16 protein-coding genes and 1 pseudogene are annotated in these 18,340 nt (G+C 57.3%); 13 read left to right on the top strand and 4 right to left on the bottom strand.

The features are described from left to right. Positions 1-75 precede the first annotated feature (75 nt). A complete protein-coding gene (locus GVO84_RS12195; RefSeq protein WP_159514289.1) occupies positions 76-1,137 on the top strand; it encodes a YncE family protein in 1,062 nt (353 codons plus the stop codon). Between the two features lie 51 nt (positions 1,138-1,188). Here GVO84_RS12195 and ansP read toward each other — a convergent pair whose 3' ends face one another. Further along, the gene (ansP, locus tag GVO84_RS12190) at positions 1,189-2,685 is read right to left on the bottom strand and encodes an L-asparagine permease (protein WP_047651051.1); all 1,497 of its coding nucleotides are present in this window, start codon (positions 2,683-2,685) and stop codon (positions 1,189-1,191) included. 322 nt (positions 2,686-3,007) lie between these two features. Then, complete coding sequence (locus GVO84_RS12185) at positions 3,008-3,904, bottom strand: LysR family transcriptional regulator (RefSeq protein WP_159514288.1); 897 nt, start codon at positions 3,902-3,904, stop codon at positions 3,008-3,010. 112 nt (positions 3,905-4,016) lie between these two features. Here GVO84_RS12185 and GVO84_RS12180 point away from each other — a divergent pair, with 112 nt between their 5' ends. Continuing rightward, complete coding sequence (locus GVO84_RS12180; RefSeq protein ID WP_121423860.1) at positions 4,017-4,415, top strand: (R)-mandelonitrile lyase; 399 nt, start codon at positions 4,017-4,019, stop codon at positions 4,413-4,415. On the opposite strand, the gene GVO84_RS12175 is transcribed toward GVO84_RS12180, so the two are convergent. Next, on the bottom strand, positions 4,412-5,947 hold the full coding sequence (locus GVO84_RS12175; protein ID WP_159514287.1) for a methyl-accepting chemotaxis protein: 1,536 nt from the start codon (positions 5,945-5,947) through the stop codon (positions 4,412-4,414). The genes GVO84_RS12180 and GVO84_RS12175 overlap by 4 nt on opposite strands. 344 nt (positions 5,948-6,291) lie before the next feature. On the opposite strand from GVO84_RS12175, the gene GVO84_RS12170 reads away from it, so the two are divergent. The 11 genes and pseudogenes from GVO84_RS12170 to GVO84_RS12120 all read left to right on the top strand — a co-directional run bounded on the left by GVO84_RS12170 (position 6,292) and on the right by GVO84_RS12120 (position 16,569). Further along, the gene (locus GVO84_RS12170; RefSeq protein WP_159514286.1) at positions 6,292-6,831 is read left to right on the top strand and encodes an AAA family ATPase; all 540 of its coding nucleotides are present in this window, start codon (positions 6,292-6,294) and stop codon (positions 6,829-6,831) included. 110 nt (positions 6,832-6,941) lie between these two features. Next, positions 6,942-7,943, top strand: coding sequence for an LLM class flavin-dependent oxidoreductase (locus GVO84_RS12165; protein WP_159514285.1), 1,002 nt, complete (start codon positions 6,942-6,944; stop codon positions 7,941-7,943). After that, on the top strand, positions 7,940-9,061 hold the full coding sequence (locus GVO84_RS12160) for a M20 peptidase aminoacylase family protein (RefSeq protein WP_159514284.1): 1,122 nt from the start codon (positions 7,940-7,942) through the stop codon (positions 9,059-9,061). The genes GVO84_RS12165 and GVO84_RS12160 overlap by 4 nt, the downstream gene beginning before the upstream one ends. Before the next feature lie 16 nt (positions 9,062-9,077). Further along, positions 9,078-11,341, top strand: a pseudogene (locus GVO84_RS12155) (NtaA/DmoA family FMN-dependent monooxygenase). Between the two features lie 9 nt (positions 11,342-11,350). After that, a complete protein-coding gene (locus tag GVO84_RS12150) occupies positions 11,351-11,860 on the top strand; it encodes a GNAT family N-acetyltransferase (protein ID WP_159514281.1) in 510 nt (169 codons plus the stop codon). A gap of 9 nt (positions 11,861-11,869) precedes the next feature. Continuing rightward, the gene (locus GVO84_RS12145; protein WP_121423853.1) at positions 11,870-12,796 is read left to right on the top strand and encodes an amino acid ABC transporter permease; all 927 of its coding nucleotides are present in this window, start codon (positions 11,870-11,872) and stop codon (positions 12,794-12,796) included. Next, positions 12,780-13,553 carry an amino acid ABC transporter ATP-binding protein gene (locus GVO84_RS12140; protein WP_023335851.1) on the top strand — a complete coding sequence of 258 codons (774 nt, stop codon included), beginning with the start codon at positions 12,780-12,782 and terminating at the stop codon, positions 13,551-13,553. Before GVO84_RS12145 ends, GVO84_RS12140 begins: the two co-directional genes overlap by 17 nt. 9 nt (positions 13,554-13,562) lie before the next feature. Continuing rightward, positions 13,563-14,450, top strand: coding sequence for an ABC transporter substrate-binding protein (locus GVO84_RS12135; RefSeq protein WP_159514280.1), 888 nt, complete (start codon positions 13,563-13,565; stop codon positions 14,448-14,450). A gap of 41 nt (positions 14,451-14,491) precedes the next feature. Next, complete coding sequence (locus GVO84_RS12130; protein WP_159514279.1) at positions 14,492-15,109, top strand: glutathione S-transferase family protein; 618 nt, start codon at positions 14,492-14,494, stop codon at positions 15,107-15,109. A 37-nt stretch (positions 15,110-15,146) separates the two neighbouring features. Further along, on the top strand, positions 15,147-15,377 hold the full coding sequence (gene pptA / locus GVO84_RS12125) for a tautomerase PptA (RefSeq protein WP_023335848.1): 231 nt from the start codon (positions 15,147-15,149) through the stop codon (positions 15,375-15,377). 190 nt (positions 15,378-15,567) lie between these two features. Next, positions 15,568-16,569 carry a Kdo(2)-lipid IV(A) acyltransferase gene (locus GVO84_RS12120; RefSeq protein WP_121423850.1) on the top strand — a complete coding sequence of 334 codons (1,002 nt, stop codon included), beginning with the start codon at positions 15,568-15,570 and terminating at the stop codon, positions 16,567-16,569. A gap of 45 nt (positions 16,570-16,614) precedes the next feature. Here GVO84_RS12120 and GVO84_RS12115 read toward each other — a convergent pair whose 3' ends face one another. Further along, positions 16,615-18,300, bottom strand: coding sequence for an NAD-dependent malic enzyme (locus tag GVO84_RS12115; protein WP_159514278.1), 1,686 nt, complete (start codon positions 18,298-18,300; stop codon positions 16,615-16,617). Positions 18,301-18,340: the final 40 nt, after the last annotated feature.

Genomic DNA, 18,340 nt, shown 5'->3' with positions numbered 1-18,340 from the left:
CAAAAGGCAATGCCATGACGTTGCCTGCCGGAAGTGATGTCAGCGGAAACCCCTCTTTTCAGAAAAGGAATTGTTATGTCTTTACGTCATCTGTGCTCGCCGCGTCTGAGCCTGTCACTGCTGTCTGCCACTTTACTGCTTGCCGGGACGTTCCAGGTGCATGCCGCCGAAGAGGTGCTGCGTAAAGCGGTGGGCAAAGGGGCGTATGAAATGGCCGTCAGCCAGCAGGAAAATGCGCTGTGGGTGGCGACGTCACAAAGCCGCAAAACCGATAAGGGCGGGGTTATCTATCGCCTTGATCCGGTCACGCTGGACGTGACGCAGGCGATTCATAGCGATCTCAAACCCTTTGGTGCCACTCTCGACGGCGCGACGCAAACCCTGTGGTTTGGCAACACCATCAACGGCGCGGTGACGGCCATCGATGCGAAAACGGGCGACGTGAAAGGACGTCTGGTGCTCGATAATCGCCAGCGCAGTGAAACCGTCAAACCGCTGCAGCCGCGCCAGCTGGTGGCGGATGACGCGAGCAACACGATTTACATCACCGGTGTTGGCAAAGAGAGCGTGATTTGGGTAGTGGATGGCGCAACGCTGAAGCTGAAAGAGACCATTGCCAATACCGGTACCTATAGCACCGGCCTGGCGCTGGATGCGCAGGCGAAACGCCTCTATACCACGAATGCGGACGGCGAGCTGGTAACCATTGATACGGCCACGAACAAAATCCTGAGCCGTAAAAAAGTGCAGGATGACGGTAAAGAGCACTTCTATCTGAACCTGAGCCTCGACACCGCCGGTCAGCGTGCCTTCCTGACCGATTCAAAACAGCCGGAAGTGCTGGTGGTGAGCCTGAAAGACGGCAGCGTGATCGAGAAAATCGCCGCGCCGGAGTCCCTGGCGGTCCTGTTTAACCCGGCCCGCAATGAAGCCTATGTGACGCACCGTGAAGCCGGTAAGGTGAGCGTGATTGACGCGAAAACCTACAAGGTGAGCAAAACGTTCGATACGCCGGTTTACCCGAACAGCCTGGCACTCTCTGCCGATGGTAAAACGCTGTATGTGACGGTGAAACAGAAGTCGACTCGCCAGCAGGAAGCCACTCAGCCTGACGACGTCATTCGTATCGCGCTGTAAGATAAAAAAAGGGAAGGCATTTGCCTTCCCTTTTTAATGCTTTCCGGATGCTTAACGCGAGGTTTCTTCTACCAGCGGCGCGTCGTGTTTTTCATCATCGTGATGAACCGGCGCGGTGCTGTGGATCTCGTGAACGCGCTTACGCACGCCGAACCAGCCAGCAATCAGCAGTACCGCCAGCAGCGGAATGGTCGCGATGGTGTAGGTACCGTTCGGGTAGTCGAACGCCATCAGCACCAGCACGCTGAACAGGAACAGCAGGGTGAGCCAGGAGGTCACCGGTGCGCCCGGCATCTTGAAGCTCACATCAGCCGCTTTGCCTTCTTTGATCGCTTTGCGCAGACGCATCTGGCAGACCACAATAAAGGCCCAGGAGGCGATAATCCCCAGTGCAGCCACGTTCAGAACGATCTCAAATACGCGGGACGGCACCAGATAGTTCAGGAACACGCCAAAGACGTAAACCACCAGCGTTGCCAGAATCCCCGCATAGGGAACCTGCTGCTTGCTCATCTTCGACATGAACTTCGGCGCGGAACCGCCCATCGACATAGAGCGCAGAATACGACCGGTAGAGTAAAGGCCTGAGTTCAGGCTGGAGAGCGCTGCCGTCAGAACCACGATGTTCATGATGCTGCCAACGTAAGGTACGCCCAGCTTAGAGAAGAAGGTCACAAATGGACTCTGACCCGCCTGATAGGCAGTCCACGGCAGCAGCAGAACCAGCAGCACCACGGAACCGACGTAGAACAGACCGATACGCCAGATCACGCTGTTGATGGCTTTTGGCACCATCGTCTGCGGATCTTTACATTCACCTGCTGCGGTGCCTACCAGTTCGATGGAGGCGAAGGCGAACACCACGCCCTGAACCAGCACCAGCGCAGGCAGCAGACCGTGCGGGAAGAATCCGCCGTTATCGGTTATCAGGTGGAAGCCGGTGGCATTGCCGTCCAGCGGCTTGCCGCTGCCGAGGAAGACGGTACCCACGACCAAAAAAATCACAATGGCCAGCACTTTTACCAGCGCAAACCAGAACTCCATCTCCGCGAACCACTTCACGCCGATCATGTTCATGGTGCCGACAATCGCCAGCGCGCCGAGCGCAAAGACCCACTGCGGCACATCGCCAAACGCGCCCCAGTAGTGCATGTACAGCGCAACGGCGGTGATGTCGACGATACCGGTCATCGCCCAGTTGACGAAGTACATCCAGCCCGCAACGTAGGCCGCTTTTTCACCGAGGAATTCACGGGCGTAAGAGACGAAGCTTCCGCTGGAAGGGCGATGCAGTACCAGTTCGCCCAGCGCGCGTAGAATGAAGAAAGAGAAGATCCCGCACACCAGATAGACCAGGGCGAGAGCCGGGCCAGCCATTTGCAGACGCGCACCAGCACCTAAAAACAGACCCGTTCCGATAGCGCCGCCGATGGCGATCATTTGAACCTGACGGTTGCCCATCGCTTTGTGGTAGCCCTCTTCGTGGGAGTTCAACCAGCGACGTTTAGCAGCATGATGATCGGCTGCGCTTTTATTGCTTGTTTTCATTGAGTTACCTGTTTGCCTGTCTGAACCATTATCGTGATAGTCCTGCCTGGCAGAGCGCAATACAAACGATTGCTTCTGCGCAAACACATGTCGCCTTCCCAGTCATTCTGCGTATGGATAAGGCGAAACATGGCGAGGCATCCTACCTGCAATTCATAAGCGACGCAAAATATAACCGTGCCGAAAGTGATGCACGTCGAAGGAAATCGTGTGGTCAGAGCAGACGGCGATCACAACACGCTGAATCGTGGTGAGTTTTTAGACAAAACAGTTGGCGGGTTGATTATTTAATCATCAGATTTTCTTAATTATTACCAGGTGGTCAAGATTTTGATTGCTGCAGAGCATCTAGCAGTAACCTGAAAGCGGTAGTGTGCTGGCGACGGCTCGGATAATAAAGGTGATACCCCTCGAAAGTAGGGCACCACGATTCAAGGACCCTGACCAGCCGTCCGTCACTCAGCGCCCCCAGAACTGACGCCTCCGGTACGTAGGCGAGTCCGAGTCCACTCTCAGCGGCGTCGATGCGCTGCGACAGGTTGCTCAGCGTAAGCTGCCCCTCAACCCGCACGCGAAGCTCGCGCCCGTCGCGTTCAAATTCCCAGTGATACAAGCCCCCGCGCGTGGGCAGGCGCATATTGATACAGCGGTGGTCAGCGAGCTGCTCCGGCGTCTGCGGCACCCCAAAGCGAGCCAGATAATCCGTAGAACCGACCACTGCCATCCGCATATCCGGCGCGATCCGTACCGCAATCATATCTTTTGCCACTTGTTCACCCAGGCGTACTCCCGCGTCGAAACGGCCATCCACGATATCCGTCAGGCCGTTATCTGCCGTCACTTCGACGTTAATCTCAGGATACTGCACCATAAACGCCTTCAGTACCGGCCAGAGCACGGCATCCATGGCATGCTCGCCAGCGACGATGCGAATAGAACCTGCGGGTTTGTTGCGCTCGCTACGAAGCGCCGTGAGCTCCTGCTCAATCTCCAGCAAATGCGGGCTTAGGCGCGCAAGGAGCTGCTCACCCGCCTGGGTGGGAACAACGCTGCGGGTTGTGCGGGTTAAAAGGCGAACGTCGAGCCGCGCTTCAAGCTTGCGCATGGCATGACTCAGCGCCGATTGCGAGACGCCCAGCTGCGCCGCTGCGCGCGTAAAGCTGCGCTCGCGGGCGACTACCATAAAAGAGAGCAGGTCGTTGAAATTATCTTTTAGCATTGCGATTGCCTCTATTTATGAATTTCAATCATATTTCCTATCTGATTATGCACGCTAATGCTCCGGAGTGCTTTGCGCTACTGTTAACGCAACAGTAAATGAGGAGCATAAGATGAAAATTATCCGCAGCGGGTCATTACCTTCAGTACGAGGACCGGAAGCCTGGTTCACCGGCACCGTCCGTATTGACGCGCCATTTCAGGCGAGCGAACCTGCCAGCGTCGGCGGGGCAACCGTGACCTTTGAGCCGGGCGCGCGCACCGCGTGGCATACGCATCCCCTTGGACAAACGCTGATTGTGACGCAGGGGCGCGGCTGGTTACAGGAGTGGGGCAAAGCGGCGGAAGTATTGAATCAGGGGGATATCGCCTGGATCCCACCCGGCGTAAAGCACTGGCACGGCGCAAGCGCGCAAACGGCGATGACGCATATTGCCATCGCCGAATCCGTTAACGGCAGCCCGGTAGCCTGGCTGGAAAAAGTCACCGACGAGCAGTATCCGAACGGCTAACCGCCAAAAACGGCAATCGCCTGCTGCAGGCGCGTCGTGCGCTGCGTCAGGTGATTCGCGGCGTGAGCGACGTTATCCACCATCCCCGTATTGTTGTGTGTCATTGCGCCGATACGGGAGATGGATGCGTTGATGAGCGTCAGCGCCTGGGTTTGCTCCTGCGTGGCGTGGCCGATCTCCTTAATCAGGGAGGAGACCCGCAGCACGTTGTCGATCATAACCGTCAGCTGCGTTTCGGTCTGTTCCACTTTTTCAACGCCAGCGTTGACGCTGGCGACGTTTTTCTCAATCAGCGCTTTGATCTCTTTCGCCGCCGTCGCGGAGTGCTGCGCAAGATTGCGCACCTCGGCCGCCACCACGGCAAAGCCGCGCCCGGCTTCTCCTGCGCGCGCCGCTTCCACGGCAGCATTCAGCGCAAGAATGTTGGTCTGGAAGGCGATACGATCGATAACGCCGATAATATCGACGATCTGGCTGTTATCCTGCGATACGGATTGCATCATACCGATGGTCTCTTTCATCATTGCTTCACCGCAGTGGGCGCTGTCGCGGGTGCGATCCGCCATCTCCGTGGCTTCTTTCGCGGTTTCTGCCGTTTGCTTCACCGCGCTGGCGATCTCTTCCACCGCCGACGCGGTTTGCTGCAGAAAATCTGCGGTCTCTTCTGAACGCGTCTGCAGCGCTGCACCTTCTTTCGCGACCTGCTGGCTGATGGTGCCAATCCCGCTGATTTGCGCCCCGACGTCATCGACCAGCGAATTCAGGTTCAAACCAGATTGATTGACCAGGCGCATCATCAGCCCGATGTCATCGATCCTGTCAAAATGGTAATAGTCCGTTTTACGCCCTGAAACCACGCGCTGCATCTGCTGCACAATGGATTTTACCGGCCGGGCGATCTGCGCATGAAGATAATAAGCCAGGGAAGTAAACAGCAGTACCAGACTCCCCGACTGCACAACTTTATCAGGGAATAAATACACCGCCAGGCAGGAGAGTAACGCCGTCGTCACAATACCAAGATGGATTCGTTTGCCGGTGCTGAGACATTTAAAAAGCGACATAAACGAAAATAAACCGCGCCGAACCAGTAAGCCTTTATAAAAACGATAATGTTTTAATTCGTTATTACGCACTTTTGCATAGAGTTTTTCACTGGCCGCGATCTCTTCCCGCGCGGGTATATTTCGCACGGAAATATAGCCCGTCAGGGATCCACCCTGCCAGACCGGCGTCACGTTAGCCCGCACCCAGTAATGATCGCCATTATGGCGACGGTTCTTCACCAGCCCCGTCCAGGTCTCACCTTGCTGCAGGGTAAACCACATGTCGCCAAAGGCTTCGGCAGGCATATCGGGATGGCGGATGAGGTTATGCGGCTCACCCAGAAGATGTTCTTCTTTATATCCGCTGGCTTCAATAAAAGCGGAATTAGCATAGGTAATATGACTTTTTGTATCGGTGGTCGACATTAACGTCGAACCATCGTTAAGCAAATACTCGTTTTGTGTAACGGGAGTGTTACGCCTCATGAGTAACTCCATGATGATGTGCAAGAATAAAAAAGTCCGGAAAACGCTCCGGTAAGATGAATGTGATTATTTTTTTATAACTGTCCGCTGCTTATTCTCTCTGAAATTCTGACTGCCTGAAATACCCGTTGTACATTATTTTTAATCTGTTAACGCTAGCGAATGTAATAAAAATGAAAATATTTTCAGAGGTGTTTTTGGTGGGCGCTGCAAATAAACGACATAAGCCAAATTAAAAGGGGGAGATCGCCACTCCGATAAAATTGCCCGGCTGAAATAGCGTTTCGTTAACAGGATGAAAACGCTATCATTTGGTCAATTTTCGTTAACACAGTGAGGCTGAGGTGAAAATTAACGTCATCGGAACCAGCGGGAGCGGAAAAAGCACGCTGGCGAAGCAGATTGCGACCGAACTGGCTATTCCCTATATCGAGATGGACGGACTCTACTGGCGGCCCGACTGGCAGGGAACGCCGGACGATGTGTTTCAGGAAAAGCTGGAGCAGGCGCTACAGGCGTCGCCAGACTGGGTGCTTGACGGCAACTATAACCGCACGCGGCCCGTGAAATGGCGTAATGTCGACGTAGTGGTGTGGGTCGATTATGGCTTTACCCGCACCCTCTGGCAGGCCGTCAACAGGGCAATCAAACGGGCCTGGCATAAGCACGAGCTCTGGCCCGGAACCGGGAACAAAGAGAGTTTCCGTCGCGCGTTTTTCAGCAGAGAGTCCATTCTCATCTGGACGATGAAAACATGGCGTAACAACCGCACGCGTTATGAAGCCGATCTGCAAAACCCGCAATACGGGCATATTCGCTTCGTCCGCATTACCCGCCGCGGGCAGGCAGAAACGCTGATTGCCGACTTAAAGTCTTATTCTTAGCATGGTTTTATATATCTGATTTCCGGCAAACTAAATGTAAATTAATTGTTTCTCAGTGGTGAAATGCGCCTTTAATAATGTCGACATGTTAAGTCAAACGAGAACGCAACATGTCATGGCGAATCAGCATTCTGGATAAAAGCCCCATCGCTGAAAACGAAACGGCTGCCGATGCACTGGCGCGTACGCTGGCGCTGGCGCAGCAGGCAGAAAATCTGGGTTATCACCGCTTCTGGATTGCCGAACACCACAACACACCCCATCTTGCCAGCCCCTCACCGGAGCTGCTGATTGCCTGGATCCTCGGGCAGACAACGCGCATCCGCGTAGGATCCGGCGGCGTGATGCTCCAGCACTACAGCCCTTATAAAGTCGCCGAGAATTTCAACGTGCTGGCCGCGCTGGCGCCCGGTCGCGTGGATCTCGGCGTCGGGAAAGCCCCCGGCGGTTTACCGCTCTCAACGCGTGCGCTGCAGCAGGGCCTGAATCAAGAGGAAAAGGGCAGCTTCGCCGAACAGCTGGCCCAGCTCGATCGCTGGATCCGTCCTGAACATCCGTCAACGGAGGATGCCGTCCGCGCCACGCCTCTGCCGCCGTCGCCTGCAGAACGTTTTCTGCTGGGCGCGAGTACCGATAGCGCGCTGCTGGCCGCCAGGCTCGGCTGGCACTTTGTTTTTGCCGCGCATCTGAACGGTGACCCGGAACTGCTGCGCGAGGTGGTATCGACCTGGCGTAAGAGCAGCTCGCGGGACGTGATTGTGGCGGTACAGGCGATTGTCGCGCCGACGCAGGCCGAGGCAGAAACCCTGGCGCAAAAGGTCGAAGTGTGGGGCGTTGAGCTGGCAAACGGCCAGCGTGTCACCGTGGCCAGCGAAGAGCAGGCCTACGCCTTTGCGCGTCAGGCGGGCAGCGAGCCGGTGCGCATTGCACGCCGGGCGCAGTCGCTGCTGGCGGGTACGGCTGAGTCGGTCCTGGAACAGCTCAACGCGCTGCACCAGCAGTGGGGCATTGACGAATTTATCATCGACACGCCGGTAGCGGAGGGAGCAACACACGTCGCGTCGGTGCGCCTGCTTGCCGAGGCGCGTCTTAACAAGGAGGTCACCGTATGAGCTTTGGCGAACAGCTGATTGCCTGGCGTCGCGAGCTGCACCAGAACCCGGAGCTTTCCGGCCAGGAAGTGGAGACCACGACGCGCCTGCGCCAGTGGCTGACGAATGCCGGGATTACCCCGCAGCCTTACGACCTGTCGACCGGGCTGGTGGCGGAAATCGGCTCGGGCAGCAAACTGATTGCGCTGCGGGCGGATATCGACGCTCTGCCGATTGAAGAGCGCAGCGGCGTGCCGTTTAGCTCGCAGCGTGCAGGCGTAATGCATGCCTGCGGGCACGATATCCACACCAGCGTGATCCTCGGCGCCGCGTTAAAGCTGAAAGAGCGGGAAGCGTCGCTTAACGGCCGGGTGCGGATCCTGTTTCAGCCTGCCGAAGAGAACTTTGGCGGTGCGAAGAGCATGGTTCGGGCCGGTGCCCTGCGCGACGTCAGCGCCATCTTCGGCATGCATAACGAGCCCGGCCTGCCGGTCGGTGAGTTCGCTACCCGCGGCGGGCCGTTTTATGCCAACGTCGATCGCTTCGTGATCCGCATTACCGGTAAGGGCGCGCACGCCGCACGTCCGCACGAAGGCAACGACGCGATTGTGCTGGCGAGCCAGCTGGTGACGGCGCTGCAAAGCGTCGCCAGCCGCAACGTCAATACGCTGGATTCGGTGGTGCTGAGCGTGACGCGCATTGCAGGCGGTAACACCTGGAACGTGCTGCCGGAAAGTGTCGAGCTGGAAGGCACGCTGCGCACCCATCGCACGGAAGTGCAGCAGAACGTGAAAGCCCGCGTGGGCGAAATCGCCGCCGGGTTTGCCAGCGCCTTTAGCGCGCAGATTGATATCACCTGGTATGCCGGGCCCACCGCGCTGGTGAATGACGAGCGCTGGGCCGATTTCGCCACCTCGGTCGCCCGGGACGCCGGATACGAAACCCGACACGCCGAGCTGCATATGGGCGGGGAAGATTTCGCGGTCTATCTGCAGCAGATCCCGGGGGCGTTTGTCAGCATCGGCAGCAATAGCCCGTATGGTTTACATCATCCGGCCTTCAATCCGGATGAAGCCTTAATTGAGCCCGCTGCCCGCTATTTTGCAGAGCTTGCGGAAAAAGCCCTGCAACACGTTTAATTCTTAAGAGGTGAATATGTCTGCACATCGTCAACTGCGGCTGGGGACCATTTTGCATGGTGCATCCGGGAATATGTCCGCCTGGCGTCACCCTGAGGCCGTCGCCGATGCCAGTATCAATTTTGATTTCGTCAAAGCGACGGCGTTAAAGGCGGAGGAGGGCAAACTCGATTTTTTATTCGTTGCCGACGGTCTCTATATCAACGAGAAATCGATCCCGCATTTTTTAAACCGCTTTGAACCGCTGACGGTGTTGTCCGCTCTCGCCAGCATCACCTCGCGCCTGGGGCTGGTGGGAACCTTATCCACCTCCTATAGCGAGCCCTTCACCACGGCGCGCCAGTTCGCCAGCCTCGACCACCTCAGCAGCGGACGCGCGGGCTGGAACGTGGTGACTTCGCCGCTGGAAGGGTCAGCAAAGAACTTCTCTCGCGAAAAACACCCCGAGCATGCGCTGCGCTATCGCATTGCGGATGAGTATCTCGACGTGGTGAAAGGGCTGTGGGATTCCTGGGAGGGCGACGCCTTTGTGCGCAACAAAGAGAGCGGTCAGTTCTTTGATTCGGCCAAACTGCATACCCTCGACCACCACGGTGATTTCTTCCAGGTCGCCGGTCCGCTGAATATTGGTCGAACGCCACAGGGACGACCGATTGTCTTTCAGGCGGGCGCGTCGGACGATGGGAAAAAGCTGGCGGCGAAACATGCCGACGCCATTTTTACCCATCACGAAACGCTCGATGAGGCAAAAGCCTTTTACCGCGACGTGAAGCAGCAGTTGGAAACGAACGGACGCCGCGCGTCAGATTTACATATTTTCCAGGGCGTCAGCGTGATTGTGGGTAAAGACGCCGACGACGTGGAAAACCAGTATCAAACCACGGCGGCGCTGGTGTCGATAAACGATGCCCTCAACTACCTCGGACGCTATTTCGAACATCACGATTTCAGCCAGTATCCGCTCGACGAACCGTTCCCGGATATCGGCGACTTAGGCAAAAACAGCTTCCGCAGCACCACCGATGAAATCAAGCGCAATGCCCGCGAGCGCAGCTTAACCCTGCGTCAGGTAGCGCTGGAAGCCGCCTCGCCGCGCCCGCGCTTTTCCGGTACGCCGGAAGAGGTGGCCGACGGCCTGCAGGCCTGGTTTGAAGGCTATGCCGCAGACGGCTTCATCATTCAGGGCGGTACGCCGGACACCTTCCCGCGCTTTGTTGACCAGGTGGTGCCCGTTTTACAGGCCCGCGGTCTGTTCCGCACCGACTACCCGGGCACCACGCTGCGCGAAAGTCTGGGTTTAGACGAACCTAAAAACCAATACACACAACAATAAAAGAGAACAACGCTATGCAGAAAACATCGCTTATTCTGGCGCTCGCGCTGGCCTTTACCCCTGCCGTCTGGGCAGAGAATGTGAATATTAACGGCACCGGCGTGAGCATCGAGGCCAATAAAACGCCGGTTAATACCGCTAAAAACAATGATGCGGTGGCACAGCTGCCGAAAGATTACCGCTTCGCCGTGCCGGGGAAATTTACCGTGGCGGTGGCGGGCCTCAATCAACCGCCGCTGACGGTGTTTTCCGACGACAACAAAACGCTGCTGGGAAGTGAGGTGGACGTCGCCCGTCTGGTCGCTGACAGCCTGGGGCTGGAGCTGAACGTGGTGCCGACCTCCTGGGAAGACTGGCCGCTGGGCGTGGCCTCCGGGAAATATGATGCCGCCATCAGCAACATCACCGTTACCAAAGAGCGTAAAGAGAAGTTTGACTTTGCCACCTACCGTAAAGATTCCCTCGGGTTCTACGTGAAATCAACCAGCCCGATCACGTCGCTTGAAAAGGCTGAGGACATCGCCGGGCTGCGGATTATCGTCGGCTCCGGCACCAACCAGGAGGCCATCTTGCTCGCATGGAATGCCGAAAACCTGAAGAAGGGGCTGAAGCCCTTTACCCCGATCTATACCAAAGACGATGCGGCACAAACGCTGGCGCTGCAGTCCGGACGCGCGGATGCGTACTTTGGTCCGAACGTGATTGGCGCCTGGAAAGCGGCGCTGAACGGGAAAACCAAACTGGTGGGTAGCGTCGACGGCGGCTGGCCGAAGGCGGCGCACATTGCCGTAACGCTGAAAAAAGGCAGCGGGCTGGTTGAGCCGGTGCAAACCGCGCTGAACGGCGTCATCAAAAACGGCGATTACGACAAAGTGCTGAACCGTTGGGGGGAAGGGGTTGAGCGCATTCCTCAGTCAGAAGTGAACCCGGCTGGCCTGGGCGATTAAGGAGGCGCGATGAGCGAACGATTTCGTGACGTTTCCCCGGAAGACGCCGAGCTTCAGCCCATTATCGAGGGGCTGTTCGGCGAATATGCCGCCCGCTACGGGGACTACTTCTCCAAAGACGCGGAAGTTGAGCTTACAGAATGGTATTTAGCGCCGCAGGGGCTGTTTATCGTGCTGGAGCGCGACGGGAAGATTATCGCCACCGGCGCGTACAAACCTTTCGACGAACGCACCGCGGAAATCAAACGCATCTGGACGGACAAAACCCTGCGTCAGCAGGGGCTTGCCGGGCGCGTGGTGCAGGAGCTGGAGCGCAGGGCGGTGCTGGCAGGCTATAGCCAAATCTACCTGACAACTGGTTTTCGCCAGCCGGAAGCGGTCAGGCTCTATATTAGCCAGGGCTATCAGCCGCAGTTCGATCTGAACCGGGATCCGGAAGAGTACAGCCAGCCGCCGTTTGACGGTCGGCTGCGCTTCACTAAAACGCTGGTACGCGAAGCGTTCAGTAAAACCGCATGAGGAACGACGATGAGCAACGTTGAAACCATTAAGGTGGTCCCGGCGCGTTATCCGCTGCGGACCGTCGGCGCCGCGGTGGCGCTGTTTGTCCTTGCGGTCGTGATTCAGTCCGTGGCCTTTAACCCGCGCTGGGAGTGGGCGGTCTTCGCCCGCTGGTTCTTTGACCCGGTGATCCTGGAAGGTGTCGGGCAGACCCTGCTGCTGACGCTGATCGGCACCGCGCTGAGCGTGGTGTTGGGCGGCATGCTGGCGCTGGCGAGACTGTCCTCGTCGTGGCTTCTGAGCAGCCTGGCCTGGGCCTACATCTGGCTGTTTCGATCGCTGCCGCTGATTGTGGTGCTGATCGTTCTCTACAACTTTTCCTATCTCTACGACACGCTCTCGCTCGGCGTGCCGTTCACCGGCATCACCTGGGGCAGCTTTGAAACCATCAACGTGCTGGGGCAGTTTTCTACCGCCGTGGTGGGGCTGACGCTGGTGCAGAGCGCCTATACCGCCGAGATCATTCGCGGCGGATTCCTCGGGGTCGACCACGGGCAGTACGAGGCCGCCGCCGCGCTCGGCCTGCCGGCCTGGCGCCGCACGGTGCGGATCATTTTGCCTCAGGCGCTGCGCACCATCCTGCCGTCGGGATTCAATGAAATCATCAGCCTCGCCAAGGGCACGGCGATGGTATACGTCCTGGCGATGCCGGAGCTGTTCTATACCATCCAGATGATCTACAACCGCACGCAGGAGGTGATCCCGCTGCTGATGGTCGGTGCCGCCTGGTACCTGGCGATCACCACCGTCCTGTCCGCTATCCAGTATGGCGTCGAGCGCGCGCTTGCCCGCAGCGAACGCCGCTCTGCCGTTAACCAGAACCGTGCCGCCCGTCGTACCCGTTCTGTCACCACCACGCCAGCACAGGAGCCCGTCCATGCAAGCCTCTCCTGAAGGACATATTTCGATTACCGGCGTCAGCAAGTTTTTTGGCCGCCATAAGGCGCTCGACAACGTTTCGCTTGAGATCCCGCCCGGGTCCGTGACGGTCATCCTCGGGCCGTCCGGCTCGGGTAAATCGACGCTGCTGCGCACCATTAATCACCTGGAGCGCGTCGACGAAGGCTTTATCCAGATCGACGGGGATTACATTGGCTATCGTCGTCAGGGCGATAAGCTCTATGAGCTGAAGGAGAAGGAGATCCTCAAACAGCGCGTCAACGTGGGCTATGTGTTCCAGAACTTCAATCTCTTTCCCCATCTCACGGTGCTGGAAAACCTGATAGAGGCGCCCATCGCGCATAAAAAGCTCAGCAAAAAAGAGGCGGTGGAAAGGGCGTATAGCCTGCTGGACGTGGTTGGGCTGCGGGATAAAGCCGATGCCTGGTCACGCCATCTTTCCGGCGGTCAGCAGCAGCGTATTGCCATCGCCCGCGCGCTGGCGCTGCGTCCCCGCGTGATGCTGTTTGATGAGCCCACCTCGGCGTTGGATCCGGAGCTGGTAGGGGAAGTGCTGGACGTGATCAAAAAACTGGCCCGGTCTGGCACCACGCTGGTGGTGGTGACCCACGAGATCGGCTTTGCCCGGGAAGTGGCGGATCAGGTGGTGTTTATGGTCGACGGAAAAATCGTCGAGCAGGGAAGCAGTGACGAGGTATTAAACCGTCCGTCACATGCGCGAACGCGCCAGTTCCTCTCCAAAGTCTTGTAAGGAGTGCCAATGAAATATGGACTTCTGGCGGGGCTGGTCTTCACGACGGCGAGCCACGCCAGCATCGATCTGAAAGCCAACGAACAGCCGCTGCCGGTGACGGTGGATCGGCAGGCCGTGGCGAAAATCCCCGCCAATTACAAATTCGTTGAGCCGGGTACGCTGACGGTCGCCGTTTCGGCGCTGAATTCTCCGCCGCTGGCGCTGCTGGCCAGCGATAACCGTACGCGCATTGGCAGCGATCCGGATATCGCCCGCCTGCTGGCGGGCAGTCTGGGGCTAAAGCTGAAGCTGGTGCCGACGGCGTGGGAAGACTGGCCGCTGGGGATCGCCTCCGGGCGCTACGACGTGGCGTTGGTGAACATTGCGGTGACCGAACAGCGTAAAGAGAAGTTTGATTTTGCGACCTACCGCGTCGATTCGCTGGCGTTTTCGGTGAAATCCACCAGCGAGATCCAGTCAATCAAAAGCGCGGAAGATCTGGCCGGGAAAAGGGTGATTGTCGGCTCTGGTACCAATCAGGAGCGTATTCTGCTGGGCTGGAACGAAGAGAACAAAAAGGCGGGGCGGGCGCCTGCGCTGCCGGTCTATCTTCACGACGATGCCTCGGGCAATCTCTATATTCAGTCCGGCAGGGCGGACGTGTTCTTTGGCCCTCAGTCGGTTTCAGCCTACAAAGCGGCGCTCACCGGCAAAACCCGCGTGGTCGGTTTAGGGCCGAAAAAAGCCTATGTCGCGACCACCACCAAAAAAGGCAATGAGCTGGTGTACGCGCTGCAGGCCGCGCTGGACGGCGCGATTAAGCGCGGAGATTACCAGAAGGTACTGGCGCGCTGGGGCGAGCAGGGGGAAGCGGTGACGCAATCGGAGGTCAACCCGCCTGGGATAACCTACTAATGGTGCTCTACACTTAGGATTTTCACTCCTGAGGGGGCAACATGATTAAACTCTATGGCGTACCCGGCTGGGGCTCGGCAATCGGTGAAGTGATGCTAACCCTGGCTGATATCCCTTATCAATTTATCAACGTGGACGGGTTTGACCAGCCCGGTCCGCAGCGTGAGCTGCTGCAAAAGCTCAACCCGCTGTGCCAGGTCCCCACGCTGGAGCTGGAAAATGGCGCCATCATGACCGAAACGGCGGCGATTGCCCTGATGGTGCTCGACAGATGTCCCGATCTCGCTCCGCCCGTGGGGCAGGCCGAACGCCAGCAGTTTCAGCGTCTGCTGATCTGGTTTGTGGCTAACGTCTATCCCACATTTACGTATGCGGACTATCCCGAGCGCTGGGTGCCGGACGCGCCGGAACAGCTGCAAAAAAACTGCATCGAATACCGGAAGTCCCTCTATTTGTGGTTTGAAACTCAGCTCAAGGCTGCCCCGTTTGCGTTGGGTGAACGGCTGACGCTGCTGGATGTGTATATCGCGGTGGCGCGCACCTGGGGGCCACGCCATGACTGGTTTGCGACCAATACGCCGAAACTGACGGCCATCGCAGATACCGTATGCCAGCAGCCGGAACTGCACAAGGTGTTAAAGGCCAACGGTATTATCTGATAACGTGGAGCCATGACTCACAACTGGAAGCCTGCATATGCCACACGTAGATATCAAATGTTTTCCCCGCGATTTAAACGACGAACAAAAAACCGCCCTGGCCGAGGATATTGCTGAGGTCATTATTCGCCATTTCAACAGCAAAGACAGCTCGGTGTCCGTTGCGTTGAATCAGGTGAACCAGGAGGACTGGAAAGCGCAGGTCTGGGATACCGAAATAGGACCGAAGCTGGACGAGTTAATCAAAAAGCCAGGCTATTCAATGTAAGCGCAACTGCCGGGGGGATCGCTCCTCCCCGGTTTTTCCCCGCCTCGTCTTCCCGCTTTTTCGCAAAAATCGATAAAAATGCGTTTTATCTTATCCGCTACACTTACCGTTTCTGGCTGACATATTAATCCTTAGGAAAGATCTCCAACAGAATCAGTTAAGGACAGACACGTTAAAGGATAATTTTCTCATGACAAAATTACCCCGTTTTTCACTCGCCTTTCTTCATCCCCGTTACTGGCTAAGCTGGGCCGGCATTGCCGCCTTGTGGCTTATCATGCTGCTCCCTTATCCAATTCTGTTCAGAATCGGTCATGGACTGGGTCGACTGGCGATGCGCCTGCTTCCGCGCCGCGTCGAGATTGCCCGCCGCAACCTTGAACTCTGTTTTCCGGAGATGAACAAGGATGAACGCGAGTCATTGCTGCAGCGTAATTTTGAATCGGTAGGAATGGGGGTGATCGAAACCGGAATGGCATGGTTCTGGCCTGCATGGCGGGTGCGGAAATGCTTTACCGTGACGGGTTATGAGCATATGGAAAAGGCCAGGGCGCAAGGAAAGGGCGTAGTGCTGGTGGGGATGCATTTTCTGACGCTTGAGCTGGGCGCGCGGATATTTGGCATGCTTAACCCCGGTATTGGGGTGTATCGTCCCAATAATAATGCGCTGCTGGACTGGCTTCAGACGCGCGGACGCCTGCGCTCAAATAAAACCATGCTCGATCGTCATGATTTAAAGGGGATGATCCGCTCGCTGAAGCAAAATGAGATTTTGTGGTACGCCCCGGACCATGACTACGGCAAAACCAATAGCGTCTTTGTGCCGTTTTTTGCGGTTCCGGATGCCGCCACGACCGCTGGGAGCTATATGCTGGTCAAAAGCGCTAAGCCTGCCGTCATTCCCTTTGTGCCGCGCCGCAGGGCGGACGGCACCGGCTACGAACTGATTATTCTGGAGGATATCAGCGAGGCGCTGCAGGGGGGAGATAAAGAATCTGTAGCGACGCAGATGAACAGGGCGATTGAGCAGGCGGTACGGATGGCGCCAGAACAGTATATGTGGCTGCACCGGCGCTTCAAAACGCGTCCTGAAGGTCAGCCTGACCGGTATGCCCGCCGCAAGAGCGTGGCACCACGGGCTGATATCCTGTCCGCCGCCGATCTTTCCGACCGGTCAGGCGTCCAGCACTAAGACAGCAATCCTGCCCTCACCGTGCAATGAGGGCAGGCGCGAGGCTTACAGCGCAGATCTGCGGTACGGCGCGTAGTCCGCCTGCCACCAGGTCTTCTCGATACGCGCCATCAGCGTCTCATCATCTATCGCCGGAGCCATGCCCTGTTCAATCGCGGCTCGGGCGACTGCGGCGGCAATCTGGCGTGAGACCGTTTCAATCTGATCTACCGGCGGCAGCAGCCCACCTTTTTCCGTGGTGACCAGCGGAGACTGCGCGGCCAGGCTGCGGCTTGCTGCCATCAGCATCTCTTCCGTCACCCGGCGTGCGTTACAGGCCAGGACGCCCAGCCCCAGGCCCGGGAAAATATAGGCGTTGTTACACTGGGCGATCTCGTAGTGCGCATTCTCCCAGAAAACCGGGGCGAACGGGCTGCCGGTGGCCACCAGCGCGGCACCCTGAGTCCAGGCGATAAGATCCTGCGGCTGGGCTTCCGCCCGTGAGGTCGGGTTCGAGAGCGGCATGATGATTGGGCGCGGACAGTGGCGATGCATCTCTTTGACAATCTCTTCGCTGAACAGCCCCGGCTGGCCTGAAACGCCGATCATCACCGTGGGATGCGCGTTCTTCACCACGTCCAGCAGGGAAATATTTTGCGAGTCTACCTTCCAGCTGCAAACGGCGTCGCGCGCGGTAAGCAGGTTTTTCTGGAAATCGAGCACATTGGTCATGTCGTCGGTCAGCAGGCCGAAGCGGTCGACCATAAAGATCCGGCTGCGCGCTTCGGACTCGGTCAGGCCATCATCCACCATCAGCGCCACAATTTTTTCAGCTATCCCGCATCCGGCAGAACCGCTGCCCAGGAAGACCACGCGCTGATCGCGAATGCGCGTGCCCGCCGCATGCGCCGCCGCCATCAGCGTTCCGGCGGTGACCGCTGCCGTGCCCTGGATATCATCATTGAAGCAGCACAGCTGGTCGCGGTAGCGCTGGAGAAGTCGGGTGGCGTTTTTCTGCGCGAAGTCCTCAAATTGCAGGAGCACATTGGGCCAGCGCGCTTTAACGGTGCTGACAAACATATCCATAAACTCAGCGTACTGATCGTCGCTGATGCGCGGATGACGCCAGCCCATATACATCGGGTCGTCGAGGTGCTGCTGATTATTGGTGCCGACATCCAGCATAATCGGCAGGGTGGAGGCCGGATGGATCCCGCCGCAGGCGGTATACAGCGACAGCTTACCAATTGGGATGCCCATTCCGCCGATACCCTGATCGCCAAGCCCCAAAATACGTTCTCCGTCCGTCACCACAATCACGCGAACGTCGTTGCGCGAAAAGCTCTGCAGCATCTCATCAATACGATGGCGGTTAGGCCATGAAATAAACAGGCCGCGCGCGCGTCGATAAATCGTAGAGAAATGCTCGCAGGCTTCACCGACCGTCGGGGTATAGATAATCGGTAACGTCTCTTTGAGATGCGAACGCAAGAGGTTATAAAAAAGAGTTTCATTGGTGTCCTGAATATTTCGCAGGTATACATGACGCGAAATATCGCTTTTAAAATGGCAGAACTGCACCCAGGCGCGCTCGGTTTGTTCTTCAATAGTTTCAACGTTGTGCGGCAATAGTCCATGCAGATTAAAATTATCACGCTCTTCTTTAATAAATGCGAGCCCTTTATTTAGCAGCGGATTTTCCAGCAATACGGCCCCGTTATAGGGGGTGTAAAGAACTTCTTTCCTGGACATGGTTAACTCCTGGGTATTTAAGTAACAAAGATAAAAGGCG

The sequence above is a fragment of the Enterobacter sp. SM3 genome (genome assembly GCF_009811935.2).
GTDB lineage: Bacteria > Pseudomonadota > Gammaproteobacteria > Enterobacterales > Enterobacteriaceae > Enterobacter > Enterobacter asburiae_D.
This window is presented reverse-complemented; position numbering and strand designations above follow the sequence as displayed.